Annotated in this window: 19 protein-coding genes; 12 read left to right on the forward strand and 7 right to left on the reverse strand. The window is 37.1% G+C overall.

The genetic code is table 11. The features are described 5' to 3' along the window. The first annotated feature begins 39 nt into the window (after nt 1-39). Nucleotides 40-972, forward strand: coding sequence for a glycosyltransferase (locus I5J82_RS04755; protein WP_198766886.1), 933 nt, complete (start codon nt 40-42; stop codon nt 970-972). Next, on the forward strand, nt 973-1,692 hold the full coding sequence (locus I5J82_RS04760; RefSeq protein ID WP_198766887.1) for a glycosyltransferase: 720 nt from the start codon (nt 973-975) through the stop codon (nt 1,690-1,692). It begins immediately after the preceding gene. A 38-nt stretch (nt 1,693-1,730) separates the two neighbouring features. On the opposite strand, the gene I5J82_RS04765 is transcribed toward I5J82_RS04760, so the two are convergent. Further along, entirely contained in the window at nt 1,731-2,789 is a 1,059-nt protein-coding gene (locus tag I5J82_RS04765) for a glycosyltransferase family 4 protein (protein ID WP_198766888.1), read from the reverse strand. A gap of 179 nt (nt 2,790-2,968) precedes the next feature. On the opposite strand from I5J82_RS04765, the gene wecB reads away from it, so the two are divergent. Genes wecB through I5J82_RS04785 form a run of 4 tightly spaced genes read left to right on the forward strand, consistent with a single transcriptional unit; the run spans nt 2,969 to nt 6,717 of the window. Beyond that, entirely contained in the window at nt 2,969-4,060 is a 1,092-nt protein-coding gene (gene wecB, locus I5J82_RS04770) for a non-hydrolyzing UDP-N-acetylglucosamine 2-epimerase (RefSeq protein WP_198766889.1), read from the forward strand. Further along, nucleotides 4,053-5,039 (forward strand): polysaccharide biosynthesis protein, encoded by a 987-nt coding sequence (locus I5J82_RS04775; RefSeq protein ID WP_198766890.1) that lies wholly within the window; start codon nt 4,053-4,055, stop codon nt 5,037-5,039. The genes wecB and I5J82_RS04775 overlap by 8 nt, the downstream gene beginning before the upstream one ends. 5 nt (nt 5,040-5,044) lie before the next feature. Continuing rightward, on the forward strand, nt 5,045-5,851 hold the full coding sequence (locus I5J82_RS04780) for a dTDP-4-dehydrorhamnose reductase family protein (RefSeq protein WP_332873677.1): 807 nt from the start codon (nt 5,045-5,047) through the stop codon (nt 5,849-5,851). Next, nucleotides 5,848-6,717: an NAD-dependent epimerase/dehydratase family protein gene (locus I5J82_RS04785; protein WP_198766892.1), complete on the forward strand. Its 870-nt coding sequence runs from the start codon at nt 5,848-5,850 to the stop codon at nt 6,715-6,717. The genes I5J82_RS04780 and I5J82_RS04785 overlap by 4 nt, the downstream gene beginning before the upstream one ends. A gap of 54 nt (nt 6,718-6,771) precedes the next feature. On the opposite strand, the gene I5J82_RS04790 is transcribed toward I5J82_RS04785, so the two are convergent. Next, the gene (locus I5J82_RS04790; RefSeq protein WP_198766893.1) at nt 6,772-8,100 is read right to left on the reverse strand and encodes a glycosyltransferase family 2 protein; all 1,329 of its coding nucleotides are present in this window, start codon (nt 8,098-8,100) and stop codon (nt 6,772-6,774) included. A 366-nt stretch (nt 8,101-8,466) separates the two neighbouring features. On the opposite strand from I5J82_RS04790, the gene sat reads away from it, so the two are divergent. Together sat and cysC are read left to right on the forward strand one after the other, a co-directional pair. Continuing rightward, nucleotides 8,467-9,597 (forward strand): sulfate adenylyltransferase, encoded by a 1,131-nt coding sequence (sat, locus tag I5J82_RS04795; protein ID WP_198766894.1) that lies wholly within the window; start codon nt 8,467-8,469, stop codon nt 9,595-9,597. 21 nt (nt 9,598-9,618) lie between these two features. Then, nucleotides 9,619-10,224, forward strand: a complete 606-nt coding sequence (gene cysC / locus I5J82_RS04800) for an adenylyl-sulfate kinase (protein ID WP_269819561.1) — start codon at nt 9,619-9,621, stop codon at nt 10,222-10,224. Nucleotides 10,225-10,256: 32 nt separating this feature from the next. On the opposite strand, the gene I5J82_RS04805 is transcribed toward cysC, so the two are convergent. After that, nucleotides 10,257-10,409 (reverse strand): hypothetical protein, encoded by a 153-nt coding sequence (locus I5J82_RS04805; protein ID WP_198766896.1) that lies wholly within the window; start codon nt 10,407-10,409, stop codon nt 10,257-10,259. Between the two features lie 50 nt (nt 10,410-10,459). Beyond that, the gene (locus I5J82_RS04810) at nt 10,460-11,434 is read right to left on the reverse strand and encodes a hypothetical protein (protein ID WP_198766897.1); all 975 of its coding nucleotides are present in this window, start codon (nt 11,432-11,434) and stop codon (nt 10,460-10,462) included. Between the two features lie 120 nt (nt 11,435-11,554). Here I5J82_RS04810 and I5J82_RS04815 point away from each other — a divergent pair, with 120 nt between their 5' ends. From I5J82_RS04815 to I5J82_RS04830, 4 genes are all read left to right on the forward strand, one after another. Then, nucleotides 11,555-12,667 carry a BMQ_0737 family morphogenetic spore coat protein gene (locus I5J82_RS04815; RefSeq protein ID WP_198766898.1) on the forward strand — a complete coding sequence of 371 codons (1,113 nt, stop codon included), beginning with the start codon at nt 11,555-11,557 and terminating at the stop codon, nt 12,665-12,667. 136 nt (nt 12,668-12,803) lie between these two features. After that, the gene (locus I5J82_RS04820; RefSeq protein WP_198766899.1) at nt 12,804-13,694 is read left to right on the forward strand and encodes a hypothetical protein; all 891 of its coding nucleotides are present in this window, start codon (nt 12,804-12,806) and stop codon (nt 13,692-13,694) included. A gap of 220 nt (nt 13,695-13,914) precedes the next feature. Then, nucleotides 13,915-14,508, forward strand: coding sequence for a hypothetical protein (locus I5J82_RS04825; RefSeq protein WP_198766900.1), 594 nt, complete (start codon nt 13,915-13,917; stop codon nt 14,506-14,508). A gap of 46 nt (nt 14,509-14,554) precedes the next feature. Beyond that, nucleotides 14,555-15,469, forward strand: coding sequence for an MBL fold metallo-hydrolase (locus I5J82_RS04830; RefSeq protein ID WP_198766901.1), 915 nt, complete (start codon nt 14,555-14,557; stop codon nt 15,467-15,469). Here I5J82_RS04830 and I5J82_RS04835 read toward each other — a convergent pair. The 3 genes from I5J82_RS04835 to I5J82_RS04845 form a co-directional block, all read right to left on the reverse strand. Further along, the gene (locus I5J82_RS04835; protein WP_198766902.1) at nt 15,441-16,136 is read right to left on the reverse strand and encodes a YetF domain-containing protein; all 696 of its coding nucleotides are present in this window, start codon (nt 16,134-16,136) and stop codon (nt 15,441-15,443) included. The two genes, I5J82_RS04830 and I5J82_RS04835, sit on opposite strands and share 29 nt — an antisense overlap. Nucleotides 16,137-16,222: 86 nt before the next feature. Further along, nucleotides 16,223-16,657, reverse strand: a complete 435-nt coding sequence (locus tag I5J82_RS04840; protein WP_233096410.1) for a GNAT family N-acetyltransferase — start codon at nt 16,655-16,657, stop codon at nt 16,223-16,225. Nucleotides 16,658-16,662: 5 nt separating this feature from the next. Further along, nucleotides 16,663-17,178 (reverse strand): YjcG family protein, encoded by a 516-nt coding sequence (locus tag I5J82_RS04845; RefSeq protein WP_066393216.1) that lies wholly within the window; start codon nt 17,176-17,178, stop codon nt 16,663-16,665. Between the last annotated feature and the right edge of the window lie 32 nt (nt 17,179-17,210).

Consider the following 17,210-nt stretch of genomic DNA (forward strand, 5'->3'; position numbering starts at 1 on the left):
CATGAAGTCTTTTCAATTTATTTTTGAAAGGGTCAACAAATGAGCAAGTTAAACATACTCTTTATCACAAAAGACACTAGTCAATTTATTGAAAAATCAAGTTTCTATTTGTATCAACAACTTCAAAGAGACATGAATGTTGAAGTATGGAGTGAACATGCTTCTGTACAATATATTCTTGCACACGTTCAAAGGAAACCTGATTTCATATTATTTAATGATATCCATAAGAACTATAGTCCTTTCATAAGTGGACTTGAGAGTTTGGAGATACCTTCAGGGATGATTGTTCACGATCTGCATTATAAACCTAGACTTCGTGAAAGGATAATGAAATTAGACTGCTTTAAGGTTTTATTTCCTCATTATAAAGAAGCATTTATTAATATGTTTCCTTCATTATCATATAAAGTGCACTGGTTCCCACATCATGTGAATGAACATGTATTTAAAGATTATCAACTTACGAAAGAAACAGACCTTTTGATGGTAGGTGCAAACTATCCACATCTTTATCCTCTTAGAGCCACGATCATGCAAGAGATGAAGAGTTTAAGTGGATTTAAAACGTTTAAGCACCCCGGATATCGTGATATTCAAACGCACGAGAAAGATATTATCTCAGGCAATGATTATGCAAAACAAATTAATGCTGCAAAGTTATTTATTACTTGCGATTCGATCTATCATTATCCTCTTTTGAAGTATTTCGAAGTTTTGGCATCAAAAACATTGCTGCTGGCGCCAGGTTCACCTGAATTACAGGAGCTTGGGTTTATTGATGGCCAAACATTCGTACAAATTGATTTCAATAACTATAAAGAAAAAATTCATTATTATTTAAGTAATGCTGTGGAACGAGATGCTATTGCCAAACAAGGACATAAGATGGTTCATGAGAGACATACATCCAGCAAACGAGCTCTGGAAATGATACACAAAATACAAACCATTCTTGAAAGGAAATGTTAAATGGATAAAGTGTCAATTGTTATCCCTTTTTACAACTGTACTTATGTTTCACATGCCATACAAAGTGCGCTAGATCAAACGTACAATAATATTGAGATCATTGTCGTGAACGACGGATCGTTTCAACACAACGAGAAACTAGAACCGTATAGAGATCGGGTTACTATCCTCTCAAAACCAAACGGTGGAACGGCAAGTGCATTAAATGCTGGTATAAAAGCTGCCAGTGGTGACTTTATTTGCTGGTTAAGTTCTGATGACATGTTTCTTCCAAAGAAAGTAGAACTCCAGGTAGCTTATATGAAACAAGTAGGAGCACTTATCAGCAGTACGAATTTCAGACTTATGAATGAGTATAACGTTCTTACCAGTTCAACTCTTGGTTTTGACAACACTGATTATTTGGCGTTTCTTAAAGTCATGAGAAGAAGCTGTGTAATTAATGGCTGCACAGTTATGATGGATAAAAAGCTTATCCAAAAAATAGGATACTTTGATGAGCTGCTTCCGAGTACGCAAGATTATGATTTTTGGTTACGCGTTCTTTGTTCTGACATTAAGTTTTATCATTATAATCAGCCTTTAACTCATTATCGCGTACACAGTGAAATGGGTTCACAGATACGTAAATCATCAATCGGTAAGGAAGTTAAGCTTGTCTCTAAGAGATATAAAAGAAAGATGACTCAACAGATTGTACAACGAATTAAAAACATGTAAAAAAAGCCCCATTAAGGAGCTTTTTTATTTTATACAGCTTACTTTAAGATATTAATAAATTCCTGAGCATACGTATCTAGGTTAAACACATCCAGATGCTTATAAGCTTGCTCTATAATGCTGTTTCGCAAACTATCATTGTTCACTAGCTCTAATGCCTCAGGTACAGCCGTTTCAATTCTATTATTCGTATAAAATTTACCTGTTTGATTATGAGTAATGAAAGCTTTTACTCCATCCGAATCAGAAGAGAGAACGGGGCATCTGCAACTCATCGCCTCAATGACCGCGTACCCGAAACCTTCTACTTTAGAAGTTGATAATAAGAATCCTCCGGAATCCCCAATCATAGAAAAGTAGTTTGCCATCTGTTTATGTGGAATATTCGCGTGCAGTACTAATGAATTGGTTAAACCCATCTTAGTAACCAATCTATTAAACTTCATTCGTTCCTTTTGGTCTCCTAACGTATCGTCTATGAACATCCAAAATTGAGTGTGGGGTTTGTGTCTCAAGAAGCGAAAGGAAAACTCTAAATAGTCTTTCCAATTCTTATTCTCTTCAATTCTTCCAACCCAACCAACGATTGGAAAGTTCGGTTTTCCCATTGAAACATAACGAAATTCATCTTTATCAAAGCAATTATGAAAGCAATATTTAGGTGTAGAAGGATAATTGGCATGAATCAAGTTGATTAAATGAGGCGTGTTTGGAAAAAGAATTCCGTTAGAGTAAGTTTCAACGTTTGGCTTTGCTTGAAGTAAAATCTTTTTAGCGTTTTGGTAACTACCCAACCCTTGCACCTCATAAAAAAGCTTACCAGTAAATCCGAGCTTTCGTATTCGCTGAAGCAAGCCGATGTCTGAGCAAACAAAGATTGCATTAAAATCATCCATTATTATTCTTTTTATTTCAGCATCGTCATTTGTGATATACGTGGGAATCTCTGTAATGTTCTGCAAACCTGTACCGTTCTGTAAGTAGAGAAGGTGACAGTCGATCCCATGATTCTTAAGTGCTTTGCAGCGCTGACGGTTCAATGTTTCCATCCCACCGCTAGGAAGATAAAAAACAAACAAAATTTTAGCTGTGATCATACGGTGACTCCTTTTAAATTCTATAAGCCATTGTATGAATCGATAGGAAAGATGTTCTAAACACTCACTTTGAAGGGGTGCCTTTTTTTGTTTGAACAGGGTAGGGGTCTAGTCCATGTTAAGAAAACAATCATAGTTTAATATAAAGTTTTAATTTTATAAAAGGAAGGAGAGTTTCATTGAAAATAGTAACTATTCTTGGAACACGACCAGAGATTATACGCCTAAGTTTGATCATCAAAAAATTAGATCAATTAGCAGATCAACATGTATTAATTCACACAGGACAAAATTTCACACCTTCATTAAATGACGTGTTTTTCCAAGAGTTTCAACTCAGAAAGCCAGACTATATTTTAATGAAACAACAATTTTCTTTCGGAAATCAAATTGCCCATCTGTTTTCAGAGCTAGAGAAAATATTGTTACATGAGAAGCCTGATAAAGTTTTGGTTCTAGGTGACACGAATAGCGCTCTTTCTTCTATCGTGACTGAAAGGTTGAATATACCGGTCGTTCATATGGAAGCGGGAAACCGATGTTTTGACCTGAATGTACCTGAAGAAAAAAACAGAAAAGTAATTGACGCCATCTCTACATTTAATCTGCCGTATACCAAATACAGCAGAGAGAACTTAATCAGAGAAGGAGTTCCTGTTAACCGAATCATGGTTTCAGGTAACCCGATCTATGAAGTGTTAACTCAATTTAAAGAACAGATTGATAATAGCAATATTCTAGAAAAATTAAATGTTTCCAAAAGAAATTATATGTTGGTCACAGCCCATCGTGCTGAAAACGTGGACAATCAGGTTCATTTAAAAGAAATATTAACAGGTCTAAATTTAGTTGCTGAACATTTTAAAATGCCAATCATCTGTTCTATTCACCCACGCACGAAATCAAGGATTCTAGAGAGCAGTACGTTACAGATGCACCCATTTGTACAATTTCATGAACCCTTTGGATTTTTTGACTTTGTGAAGCTAGAAAAGCACGCATTTTGTGCCCTAACAGATAGCGGGACCGTTCAGGAGGAATGCTGTTTGTTCCAAGTGCCAACCGTAACGATGAGAAATAGTACCGAACGGCCAGAAACCGTCGAGTGTGGCAGTAATTGTGTATCTGGTGTTTCAGCAAAACAAATTTTAGCATCGGTAAAAGTAATGACAAAGCAGAAGAAGCCATGGTCCATTCCAGAAGGCTATGGAGATCTTGATGTTTCAGATCGAGTTGTAAAGTTTATTTTAGGAGGAAATAGTATTGTTTAATAAAAGAATTCTAATTACGGGGGGCACGGGATCTTGGGGTCATGAGCTAGTTAAACAGCTTTTGCCAAAAGAACCAAAAGAAATAATCGTCCTCTCGCGTAATGAAGCAAGTCAAGTAGCGATGCAAAGACAGTTTGATTATAATCCCAAGCTTACATTTATGATTGGTGATATAAGAGACAAGGATTCTTTAATGAGAGCGAGTGAAGGTATTGATTATATCTATCATCTTGCAGCATTAAAGCATGTACCAATCTGTGAGCTCCAGCCTTATGAAGCATTAAAGAGCAATATTCAAGGAACACAAAACGTAATCGAAACCGCTATTCATCATAAGGTAACGAAAGTGATTTATATATCAACTGACAAAGCAGCGAATCCTTCTAATCTTTACGGAATGACGAAAGCGATCGGTGAAAAATTAATCATTCATGCAAACCTTTTAAGTAAGCATACACGATTTGTCTGCGTAAGAGGCGGTAACGTTTTAGGCACGAATGGTAGCGTTATTCATGTTTTTAAAAGTCAGATTAAGAACAAAGGTCAAGTGGGCATTACTGACTTTGAGATGACACGATTCTTCTTAACCTTAGAGGAAGCAATCAGTTTACTGTTTAAAGCCACTTATGAAAGTGTAGGCGGTGAGATCTTTGTTATGAAGATGCCTACGTGCAAAATTACAGATCTAGCACAAGTTCTAATTGATGCTTCAGGAGAAAAAGGCGTAAAGATGATCGAGCTCGGAAAACGTCCAGGAGAAAAGCTTCATGAAATTCTTTTATCTGAATACGAAAGTGCAACAACCGTTCTTTTTGATAATGAATACTTTGTTATTCTACCGACTATCGATATTGAAGGTTTGAATCAGCACTATGCTGCTTATGAAAAAGTAGAGCTTGAAAGTTATAGTTCTGAGACTGATCTAATGACGAAGGAAGAGATTCATAAGATGCTTGTTGAAGGTGGATTTTTGTCTTGAAGATTATGATTTTAGGGGCGAATGGGATGGCTGGTCATATAATCGCCTCCTATTTCAAAAAGAATACAACACATGAGCTCCTTCTGACTTCTAGAGATGGGACGGAGGGACATATTCAACTTGATGCAACGGATTTAATGCAAATTGCTGAAATTGTGCAGCAACATAAACCAGATCTAATTATTAATTGCATTGGGCTATTAAATGAGTATGCTGCCATCCATCAAAGAGAAGCAATCCTGGTTAATAGCCTACTTCCACACGAGTTAGCAAAACAGCTCAATGTTTATGGAGGAAAACTGATCCACATCAGTACTGATTGCGTGTTTAGTGGTCACCAAGGTAATTACAACGAGGAATCTGTACCAGATGGATTGACGATGTATGCCAAAACCAAGCAGCTTGGAGAAATTAAAACAAAACCACATCTAACGATTCGGACTTCTATTATAGGTCCCGAATTGAAGAATGGTATCGGTCTATTCCATTGGTTTATTCAACAGAAAGGCATCATCAAAGGTTTCACTCATGTGAAATGGAACGGTGTGACAACATTAGAACTTGCTAAATTTATAGATCATACCATCAGTAATCCGATTACAGGACTTTACCACCTAACCGCTCCAGAGGTTCTTTCAAAGTATGAACTTTTGAAGATTATCAAGAATACCTTTCAAAAGGATGACGTTGATATTATTCCGCATACGGAACCACGATTAGATCGGACACTCTTTAACACGAGGTTAGATTCTGAATTTAAAGTGGCATCTTACGAAAAACAGGTAAAAGATTTAAAAGATTGGTTGAAATGAAAAAAAGGATAGTAATTACGGGTGCAGCAGGATTTACAGGAATTCATGCGTGTCAACATTTTGTTGATAAAGGATATGAAGTGGTTGGGATTTCAAGGAGTTCGGTATCTAATGTGAAGGTGCGTTCAGTAACATGTGATCTTTTAGACAAAGAAAAAGTTTGCGAGATCTTTAACACGTATAAGCCTCACTTTTGTTTGCATTTGGCAGGTGTAAATTCTGTACCACAATCATGGAATGATCCTGTATCAACAATTGAAGCCAACGTACTCGGTACCCTTTATTTGCTAGAGGCAATTCGTAAAGAAGTTCCATCATGCCGAACAGTTATTGTAAGTTCAGCACTTTCAGGAATCAATCATCCCTATGGTGTGAGTAAAAAACATCAAGAAGAACTTGTGACGGAATGGGCACTTCTATTCGATCTTCAAGTTATGGTAGCAAAACCATGTAATTTAATCGGACCAGGCAGATCCCCTGGTTTCGTTTCTTTTTTAGCAAATCGTATTATTCAAATGGAATCCTCAGGTAATCACGGTTCTATCAGCATCAGCCATCTTGAAAACGAACGAGAGTTCTTAGATGTTAGAGATGCGATATGTGCTTATGAAATTCTTATGAAGGCAGGATCTAAGAATATAACCTATGAAATAGGGTCAGGCAAGATGACAACCTTGTTAGAGATCGCAGATATCTTTCAAACGCTAACGAAAGAGAAGTTTACGATTATAGAGACTAACGATTATCCAGACAAAAGTCCCCATCTTATGAACTCAAAGCAGATACAAGATCTCCAATGGGAAAAAGTTTATCCGTTAGAAATGTCAATAATGCAAATTCTTTCTTTCTACAGATCCATTAGTTAATATAACAAAAGAATACACAAAAAATAGCGTCCCTTTGATGGGGACGCTTTCTCTTTACTTCATTCTTTTATGATATAGAGCCATATTCATCCAATGCACATTATCAGCTTTAGCATGCTGACTATAAAAGTGATTTATAACCTGATCATTTGAAACACCGCTCAAATTTTTGTATATGGCGTTCAACTTGTAAAGTACAGCATAGGGTTGAGTGTTTTTCTTTAATGGTACTTTCCCGTATCGAGTTCCTTGGATAATAGGTCCTGGAAACAATCGATCTCGGCGATCGTACCAAATTTTATGATTTGTAACCAACAGATCTGTTTTTGGTGGTAAGGATTCTATCTTTAACACCATTTGCTCGAGCGCTTGTGGGTCAAGCCAGTCTTCGCCGGTCATAAAAAGAACATACTCTCCGATGCAGTAATCGAGAGCGATTTCCATGGATTCAGCTTTTCCGCGATGATTTAACAACAAGGGGATCATTCTGAAGTCGTGAGTTAGATGAATAGAATCAGGAGTGAAATCAGTAGAACCGTCATCCACTACAACGATTTGAATATCGCTTAACGTTTGTTGAAGAATGCTGCTCAGTGCATGGTCGATCGTTTTAACATGGTTATGTGAATAAAGAAGAATACTTACTTTTGGAATCTTTCCGATACGTTTTTGAACATCAATACTGCTAGCCATACTTTCCATTGTCAGTTGTTCAGGTGGGATGTTTGTTGTTAGTGCAAATCGTCCATTAAAACGATATTCCATAATATATTCACGAAGCAATACAAAGTCGCCATGTTGCAGCAAGCGAATCCAAAAATCATGGTCTTGTACGTTAGGAAAATCTTGGCGATAGCCTCCTGCTTTTACAAAAGCTTCACTCCTGAACAAAAAGGAAGCGCCAATGAAACAATTCTGGAAAATCTCTTCTTTCTTTCTCGTCATAAAATGCTCGACATATTCGTACCATGCTTTTGTATAAGTGATTGGAGTTCCATGTTGATCAATACGTCGATAAAATGAATACACCAAAACCGTTTCATTCGATGCTTGATCCATCGTATCGACTAACCGCTCTAAAAAGTTTGGATCGTGTCTGTTATCACTGGAGATCCATGTCAGATAAGGACAATCTTTTAGAAGTTCGAAGCCTTCATTTAATGTAGGTGAGATTCCAAGATTGATCTTTCTATCAATGATCTCATATGGAATGGTTAAAAGCATACTAGCCTCTTTTATTGCAGAGACCGTTTCATCATTAGGTCCATCCAGTACGATTACGAGTTTAAAATCACGAAAAGTTTGTTTTTCTACTGATTCTATACATTCAAAAATATACTCCCTTTCTTGATGATATACGGGGAGTACAACGCCTACTTTCACTAAAGTTCCTCCTAGGTTCAATTACTCTATGATTGATAATGTCATAGTGCGATACAAGCATTCTATTCATCTATTCATAAATGGGACTGGTTATTTTGGTAAAAAATTTTACATTGTTCCACTAACTTATTATTAGAGGTTTTAGAGTGGAAGGTGTAAGACTCCTGCAGGATTAAGTTGTCAGGTGACTACTAGTCGTGCAGAGCGCCAAGAAAGCTCACCGCATGTCCCCGCGGAAAGATCCTGAAATGGAAACCAACTACATTCAAAAGCACCTAATGTGAATACACTCACAAAACTTGTCTAACCTTCATACACTAGTAATGATTAGCAAGAGCTAATCGATTAATAGTTGAGGTGAAATCGATGCTCCTTCTTCCTCATGGTGGAAGTTTAGTTAATCGACAGTTTGCTAACGTCGATTACAATGAAAAACAAATTAAAATTGAATTAGATCCAATCAGTTTATCAGATTTAGAATGTCTTTCTAACGGTGCTTTTAGTCCACTTGATTCATTTATGAATAAAGCTGATTACGAAGCTGTTGTACATCATATGAGGCTATCTAACGGACTTCCTTGGAGTGTACCGATAACATTACCTGTTACTGAAGAAAAAGCTAAACAATTAATAAAACAGCAAGAAGCGTTACTGATTTATGAAAATACGATTTATGGAAAAATAGAAATTACGGATATCTTTAAACCTGACAAACTTATAGAAGCAAGACAGGTCTATCGTACGGAGGATCAAACGCATCCAGGGGTACGCAATGTAATGAATAGAGGAAGCTGGTACGTAGGCGGACGAGTTACGTTGGTGAACAAACCTCCTCGAAAAGTTGGTTCTTCGTATTATTTAGACCCTAAAGAAACAAGGGAACAATTTAATAAGAATAGCTGGGAAAAAATTGTTGGTTTTCAAACAAGGAATCCGATTCATCGTGCACACGAATATTTACAGAAAACAGCTCTTGAACAAATGGACGGGCTCTTATTACATCCTTTAGTCGGTGAGACGAAACAAGATGACATACCTGCAGAAGTTAGAATGAAGTCTTATGAGACACTTCTTCAACATTATTATCCAAATAATCGTGTTCTGTTAAGTGCGTTTCCTGGATCGATGAGATATGCGGGTCCTCGTGAGGCGATCTTCCATTCCATCATAAGAAAAAATTATGGATGCAGCCATATTATAATAGGAAGAGATCATGCCGGCGTCGGAAATTTTTATGACCCTTATGATGCGCAGCATATATTTGCAGAGTTTAAAAAAGAGGAGATAGGAATAACCCCAATATTCTTTGAGAATAGTTTTTATTGCACGAAATGTGGAGCTATGGCCACTATCAAAACATGTCCCCATGACGAAAAGGACAGACTTACTTTATCAGGAACAAGAGTAAGAGAAATGCTTAAAAATAACGAGGCGATTCCAACTAATTTTAGCAGGAGTGAAGTCATTACAATATTACGGGATTATTATGCTATATAAAACGTTATGGAGGCTAAACAATTGAGTCAAGAAGATAAAAATATTACATGGCAACAGCATAATGTGACCAAGGAAATGAGGCAGAAACTTCATGGTCATAAGAGCTTTGTGCTTTGGTTTACAGGTCTATCTGGTTCTGGAAAATCAACAATAGCTTCCGAAGTCGAGAAAATGTTATACAAAAGGAATCACAGTACTATGTTACTTGATGGAGATAATGTTAGACACGGATTAAATAAAGATCTTTCTTTCTCTAAAGATGCAAGAACGGAGAACATCAGAAGAATTGGAGAAGTAACCAAGTTATTTGTTGAAAGTGGCACCATTGTTTTAGTTGCAGCTATTTCTCCTATTGCTGCAGATCGAGATGCAGTTAGAAGTTTATTGTCTAAGGAAGAATTTGTTGAGGTCTATATAGATTGCAGTCTTATAGAATGTGAAAAACGAGATCCAAAAGGACTTTATAAAAAGGTGAGAGAAGGATTGATCACGAATTTTACAGGTATTTCTGATCCTTATGAAGCACCTGTTTCTCCTGAGATCATTGTAAAAACAGACCTTCTTGGAGTAAATGAATGTGCAGAACAAGTCATTAATTACTTGGTGTCCAAAAAATATATCTCTTAAAGGAAAAGCTGCACCCTGAGGGTGTCAGCTTTTTAGTTAGATTTATTAGGTTTCCACGTTACTTTGCCACATGAACCGCAGCCTTTTTTTACAGGGGGATTAATTAAAGACTGATTCTTTCCTGCGTTGTTCAATCTCTTTGTTTTGATTTCAGCATAAAGCTTTTGTAAATCTTCTTTATTCACTTCTGATCTCTCCTCTTAATTGAATATCTTGGCGCAATGCCATTATATTCTTAATCGGAGGACGGGGTGTTCTTATTCGGCTGAAATGGACGAATGACGGAAGTTTTCTTTGAATCAGAAGCATTCCTATTAAAAGGTTGAATCGTTTTTTCCGTTGGACGGTTGGGTTTGAAAGGGCTGATTGGACTTGCATGTCTTGATAATATTTTGCTGTGCTCATAAGGTTTTGGAATTTGGTCTGTAATGAGCGAACCAGCTGATGAAAAAGGTCGAATTTGCGGAACAGTCGCTTTTGGAGCATCTAACCTTTTATTAACAGGCTTCTGTTCGGTTGCTTCATAAAAGAGATCTTCTTTCTTATTTTGTACAGGAGAAGAAGTTGGTGGCTTCTGTTTAACTTCTGCATTTGGTCTCTCTTCAACTGTGTCTATTATTGGGATTTGAACGGCTGCAAAATATGAATTAATAGGCTTTAAGATTTTGCTTGCACATGAAAAGAATGTTGCTTCTGATACAGATGAAAGAGATTCAAATGAAACACGTAAAAAGGTTTGGATGACTAAATAACTAATCCACTCTACGATCTGCTCTTCATAGGAGGGCTGAACTGCTAAGAAGAGAGGTCCATCTTTTCTTTTTAATGTTATCCCTTTGTGTATTCCGGCTTGAACGGGCAACCTGAAAGTAGGTGAAGGATTTAAATAGTACAGTTGTTTTTCAGGTGTATTCAGTGCTAGTGGCATAGGATGACCGCTATGGAAATCTACATAAAAACGATGGTCACATTTCACGTGATCATCTGTTGTAATTCTAATTCCTGTATGACTTAAATGCTGATCTAGTTCTTTAACTTTCTTTTGTGATAGCCCTTGTATACCAAACATAAATGTAGAAAGAGCTCCTGTAATGGTTTCTCCGTCGTCTGAGATCTGTAGTCCCCAATAAGGCAATAAAAGACATAAAGCCTCATATTCTATAGATGATAACTCACATACCTTCTGATTCTCATACCAGATTGGTCTCATGATAGCTTCCTCCTTAACGCTTATCTATAAAAATAGGCTTTCGTTCTTGTGTCATAACCCACTCTATTTCCATAGTATGTATGGAATCTTCAGATCATGATGAGGAAAGGAAGGGAAACAATGGGAAATAATCATAAACACTTGCAGGATGAGTGTATCCGCGTTCAGAAAGTTTACGACTGGGTGACTGATACACTAAACGTAAGAAAGACCGTTTCTTTTACTCCTGAACAAATCGCAGCTATAGAAGAAGCATTGGATGATCCTTCACGCAGACCGTTAAGATTGGTTACGAAAGTACCTAAAACTCCTCCAGCATTTCCGCTAACAGGTGAAACTAACGAAGCATGCCCTGAATTATATCTATGCGAGCAAGTTGGAGATAAGAGAGATGTAACAGTAGCACTTAACGGGGGATTTGCTGAAGCGCAGCTTGTAGAGCTACTTTTTACAACGGACATTAAAGTTCAAGTTGTAGACCGTAACGGAGTAATCGTTGTAGAGCAGCTGGTTAACGCGTCAGTATTCGAATCTTTCGTCTTGTGTTATCCAGATGGAACAGACTTATACTGCCGTATTACTAAAATCTTTGCTCGCATCCCAACAGGGACTGTGTTGTTGAATAGTCCATCTCCAACTTCATTCGTAGTAGACATTACATTCTGTGTTGATATTCAAGTTGAGGCTGAAGTTAAATTAGAGGTACTAGCGAAGTTCTGCTCACCTCGTGAGAATGACCTAAATGCAGAGGAAAGCGAGGGAGAAATGTGTCCAGAGGTAGTGTTTCCACAACAATGCCCGGACATATATCCCAGGCCAGGCTGCCTGTGTAGATCACGAGGAACTGCTAGCGGATTAACGTGTGAAGAGGATGGAGCGACAGAAACTGGAAGAGCAACGATATCCGTTGAAATCTGTCCGAACTACAACCTGTCAGGAAGCAGATTTCAATTATCTCTAAATGATACAGGATATACAGCTACTGAATTCACACAAGATACACTCAGCTGTGATGAATATGCTGGTGGATTAAGATTAACTGTTTCAGGAAGAGGAACGATGGATGCTTCTGGAGAACAGTATAAGTTTAACCTAGCTATTGTTGAGACAGCAGATGGAAATCAATTTGAGGTAGAACTTATTGACAGAGCAGGAAAGAAAGTATTTACTACGGGTGTTGTAAAAGCAGATTCTGGAGAAATCGCTATCGAAAACTGCTACCAACATCAATAATTAATGGATCTGAAGAATAGAAATGACCTGGGGGCAATTGCCTGCAGGTCTTTCTTGTTCATGAAAAAATTGTGAACGAATAGTAATAGCTTACATACAATAGGGAAAGAGCCTAATTATGCAAGGGGGAAGATGCATGGGGACGAAGGATAAATTAAGTTATGAGCGGCTCGTTTCTAGAGTGGACTATTACAAAGATAAAGCACTTGATCTTGAGAAAAAGCTTGTATTTGCTGAAGAGACCATTGAAAGACTTGAAAATGAGACGAACAATGAACGATCCCTTAAAATAATTGAAGAGAACGAGAAAGAACTTCAAGAATTAAGAAAACAAGTTGAAGAACTCACAAGAAAATTAAAAAGGTTAGAAGAACATGAGATGGAAAAGAGAATGCAGAGTTACGAAGAATTGTTGAAAAGTATTCAAGATGAAATGAACGACAAAGATCAACAGATCGATCTGTATCAACAACGCATTAAAAGCATGGAAAAGAGGATCAACATTAACCGAACGTCTGAACCGGTCTTTGATGAGCTTGATGCTGATAGTAGTAAATCAGAACCACAGAAAAAAGAAGGCTTTAATAGTGCATGCTATTTCGATTATTCAGTAATTTTTACAAAAGGTAAGAAGGGCTTTATAAGAGGTTCGTTCTTTATCGAAAATACTGGAACAGAGACATTAGAGAATCCTTATATATGTTTTCGGTTCCAACCAGCTGAAGCTTGTGCTTTAAAAGGGAAGATCATATCATTGATCGCATCACCTTCACAGGAAGAAATGACCCAATCTATTTGGATGTACATGGATAATGAGTGGGCGGAAAAAGCAAAAGAACGGGGAGAGATGTGGATCTGTCCATTACGTGAAACCACGTTTAATAGTGGTGACAAACTTTCTTTGGATGATTTTCAAATTCCGTTTAAGAGTGGTATCGATGAAAATATTACGGTAGAAGCGTTCGTTTATTTTCATAAACAAAACTATCGAACAAAAGCAGTTAACCATATAGCTATTAACTTTTAGTGAGACAGCCTATAACCAACTCGTCAGACTTGCATATGATGTACTATACGAGGAGGTTGTAACATGGAAGATTGTTATTATTGTAGAAGGAAGAAGAAGCGTAAAAAACATAAGAAGGTTTATGCTGATAAAGTAATCATTAAAGCTGACAAAGTAATTATTCATGAAAAGAAGGTAAAGTGCGAATCAAGCTCTAGCAAATGGGAGTCTAGTCATAAACATGAGTCTAGTCATAAACATGAGTCATCTTCTAAACATGAATCTAGCTCAAAGCATGAATCTAGCTCAAAGCATGAGTCTAGCTCGAAGCATGAATCTAGCTCAAAGCATGAGTCTAGCTCAAAGCATGAATCTAGCTCAAAGCATGAATCTTCTTCAAAACATGAATCTTCTTCTAGCTCAAGTTCAAGTTCCAGCTCAAGCTCAAGCAATGGCTGCCACTATGATCCTTGGGTCTAAGCAATCCAAATGTTTTTTAGAGTACTCTCAACAGAGTGCTCTTTTTTTTAGTATTACACTTAAAAAACATAGAAATAGAAGAAATAGGGTAAGAAACAAAGAAGTAATGATAAAGGAGAGGATACCTATGGGTTATATCTTGCCGTACCTACCAATTCAGCAGTTGCAATATGCGAGTCGAATGGAAAAAGCTGAAAGAGGATTGCCTGTTGTTGCTAGTGTTCCTCCAATACAAAATGAAGAAGTACGCTCATTTCAGCAAAAGAAGAGGTTAACATTGGAAGAAAAGAAGTCTTTTGATCAAATCTTAAGTGAGATGGAAGGTAAAGGGATCATGATTAACGAAACCATATGAATGGTTTCTTTTTTTGTTCTATACATAACGATTTGGAGTGTTAATAATGGAATTTATTGAACTATCGACTGACTGTTATTATTTCAAGAGTGCCGTTAACATTGGATATATCGTTAATAATGATAAAAGCAAAGGAATGTTAATAGATGCTGGACTTGATTCATCAGCAGCCAAAAAAGTGATAAAGCAACTTCATAGTGAAAAGCTACCGTTAACCCACCTATTTATTACTCATGCACATGCGGACCATTTTGGAGGAGCTTTCTATATACAACAAAATGTCGATGTACATACAATCGCCCCTGCACTAGAGGAAGCAATTATGAGAAATCCTATTTTAGAACCCATCTATTTATCACAAGGAAATTTCCCGTTGAAAGAAATGCGCAATAAATTTCTAGAAGCACCATCTATACGTGTTGATGAATTATGCTCAGAAGGGAGTTTAGAATCATTTTCTGAAGTTCAAACTATTCATCTTCCAGGTCATAGTTATAATCAACATGGCATCTTATTCGGTGGTACTTTATATGCTGCAGATGCTTTTTTAGGAAAAGATGTACTACAGAAGCATAAGATCCCATTTATTGTTGATACCAGTAAAAACATAGAAACTTTAGAGAAACTAAAGGAGATTGATGTGGAAGGTATGGTCCCTGGTCACGGGAATTATGTAACCGAGTATAAGGATGTGATTCAAGATAACATCCTTATACAAGAGTCAATTACCTCAGAAGTACATAATATAATTAACCATTCAGGAGGTTCTGGAATCTCGTTTGAGAATATAGTTGCGGCAATGCTGACGAAGTATGAGGTTGAACCGACAAATCTAGGGGCATATTCATTGTTTCGAACGGCCATCTCTGCACATGTTAATCAACTGTTAGAGCAGAAAAGTGCGGTATATAAGATAACTGGTGGCATACCCGTTATTTTTTCGGCTGCGTACAAGGCATGACTAACAGTTTACCTTCTGAGAACTCAGCATAAACGATTTCATTTATATCAGAGTAGCCTTGTTCCTGTATAAGTTCTAATAGTTTATTTTTTGAAAGTCCAGCTGTTGAAAGGTTATCATGGTTTAGTTCACCATCTAATATGAGTGTTACCGGCAATTCTGGCTGTTCTTGACTTTGCAGGTCCAAATCCTGCCTGTTCGGAGGCCCATATTGGTATTTAGGTAATATGCTTAATGATCCATTAGATTCTAAAATGGCGTATTCGACTTCTCTTAATCCGAAAAACCCTTTTTGTCTTACTAAGTTTTGAAGTTGGTTGATATCCAATTTGCTCTTTTTTAGCATGTCACGATCAATGAGTCCCTTACGAATAACGATAGTTGGCGCGCCTTCAAGAAACTTTCGAGTTCCTTTAAACTTTTGAGAAATAATCTCTACAACATAAACCATCGAGCCCCAAATTACAATGGCGTACAAGATGACGAATATAGAAGTTTCATCATCATACATTGCATTTCCAACGAGTTCACCCAAGAAAATTGATGATATAAAATCAAAAGGTGTTATTTGTGAGATCTGCGTTTTTCCTAATACTTTTGTTAATAAAAAAAGAGCGATAAACCCTACGATTAGTTCGGTTGTCAATTGCCCCACATGAATGTCCATCAACCTTAGTCTCCTCAACGTACGTTTTATAGTACAGTTTTGACGAGATTAGACGGGAATAAACAATAAAAGCATTGAAATCGCCACTACGACGATTTCAATGCTTTTTTCATTGCTACATGCGGGATGTTAGCATCAAGAAATGGTTCTTTAGAGGTTGTGAGATACCCCAGTTTTTTATAAAAGTCTTCTGCCTGAGTTTGCGCATATAATATAAGGCTTGGTAAAGAACGTTCGATGGCTGCTGTTTCCATAGCGTTCATCAATTCTTCTCCTAGTCCTTTTTTTCGATGAGAAGACAAGATACAAACTCGTTCTACTTTGCCTTCTCCATTCACTTCACGAAGTCTAGCTGCACCAACCGGCTTGTCTTCATCGTAAAGTACAAAATGGAGGGAGACATCTTCATTGTTATCAATTTCTTCTTTTTCATCAATCTGCTGTTCGCGAACGAAAACATCTTTTCTTACAGCTAGTGCATCCTGAAAGCCTTGTTCGCTCGTTGTATACGTCTTAATCAATCTTATTAAACTCCTTTTCCAAGTCGAAATGTTTCGTAGACTGTCCATGAACCGTTATCAAGCTGATAGAGAAGTTGGAAACGATCGATTCGCTCTTCATGTTCGATATCAATCATACGTAAGCGCTCTAAAACGTCTGAATGTTCTTCATCAGATAGCTTTTGTCCCAGTGTTAAATGTGGTACAAAATTGTATGGTTGTTGATGTTCAAGTGGACCAGAATATAACTGCTCATGCAGTGATTTAATTTCATCAGCTTCATTAACCTTTAGAAAAATAACATTGTTAACAGGATGGAAAGATCCTACTTTATTAATCAAGATAGAAAACGGATCTATGTTCTTTGCAACAGAAGAAATATAAGAGATTTGTTCTTGAATTTCTTCTTCAGTTGCCTCATAAGGCTCCTTAAGAGTAATGTGAGGTGCGATAAGGGCATAATGCGGATCATACCGCTTTCGGTAGGAATTCACTTTATCTTGTAGATTTTTTGATGGAAAAATAGCTATACCGTATTTCATATTTTTTCCTCCCTCATCTTTTGAACTAGTAT

Origin of the sequence: Fictibacillus halophilus, assembly GCF_016401385.1 — a bacterium.
GTDB classification, from domain to species: domain Bacteria; phylum Bacillota; class Bacilli; order Bacillales; family Fictibacillaceae; genus Fictibacillus; species Fictibacillus halophilus.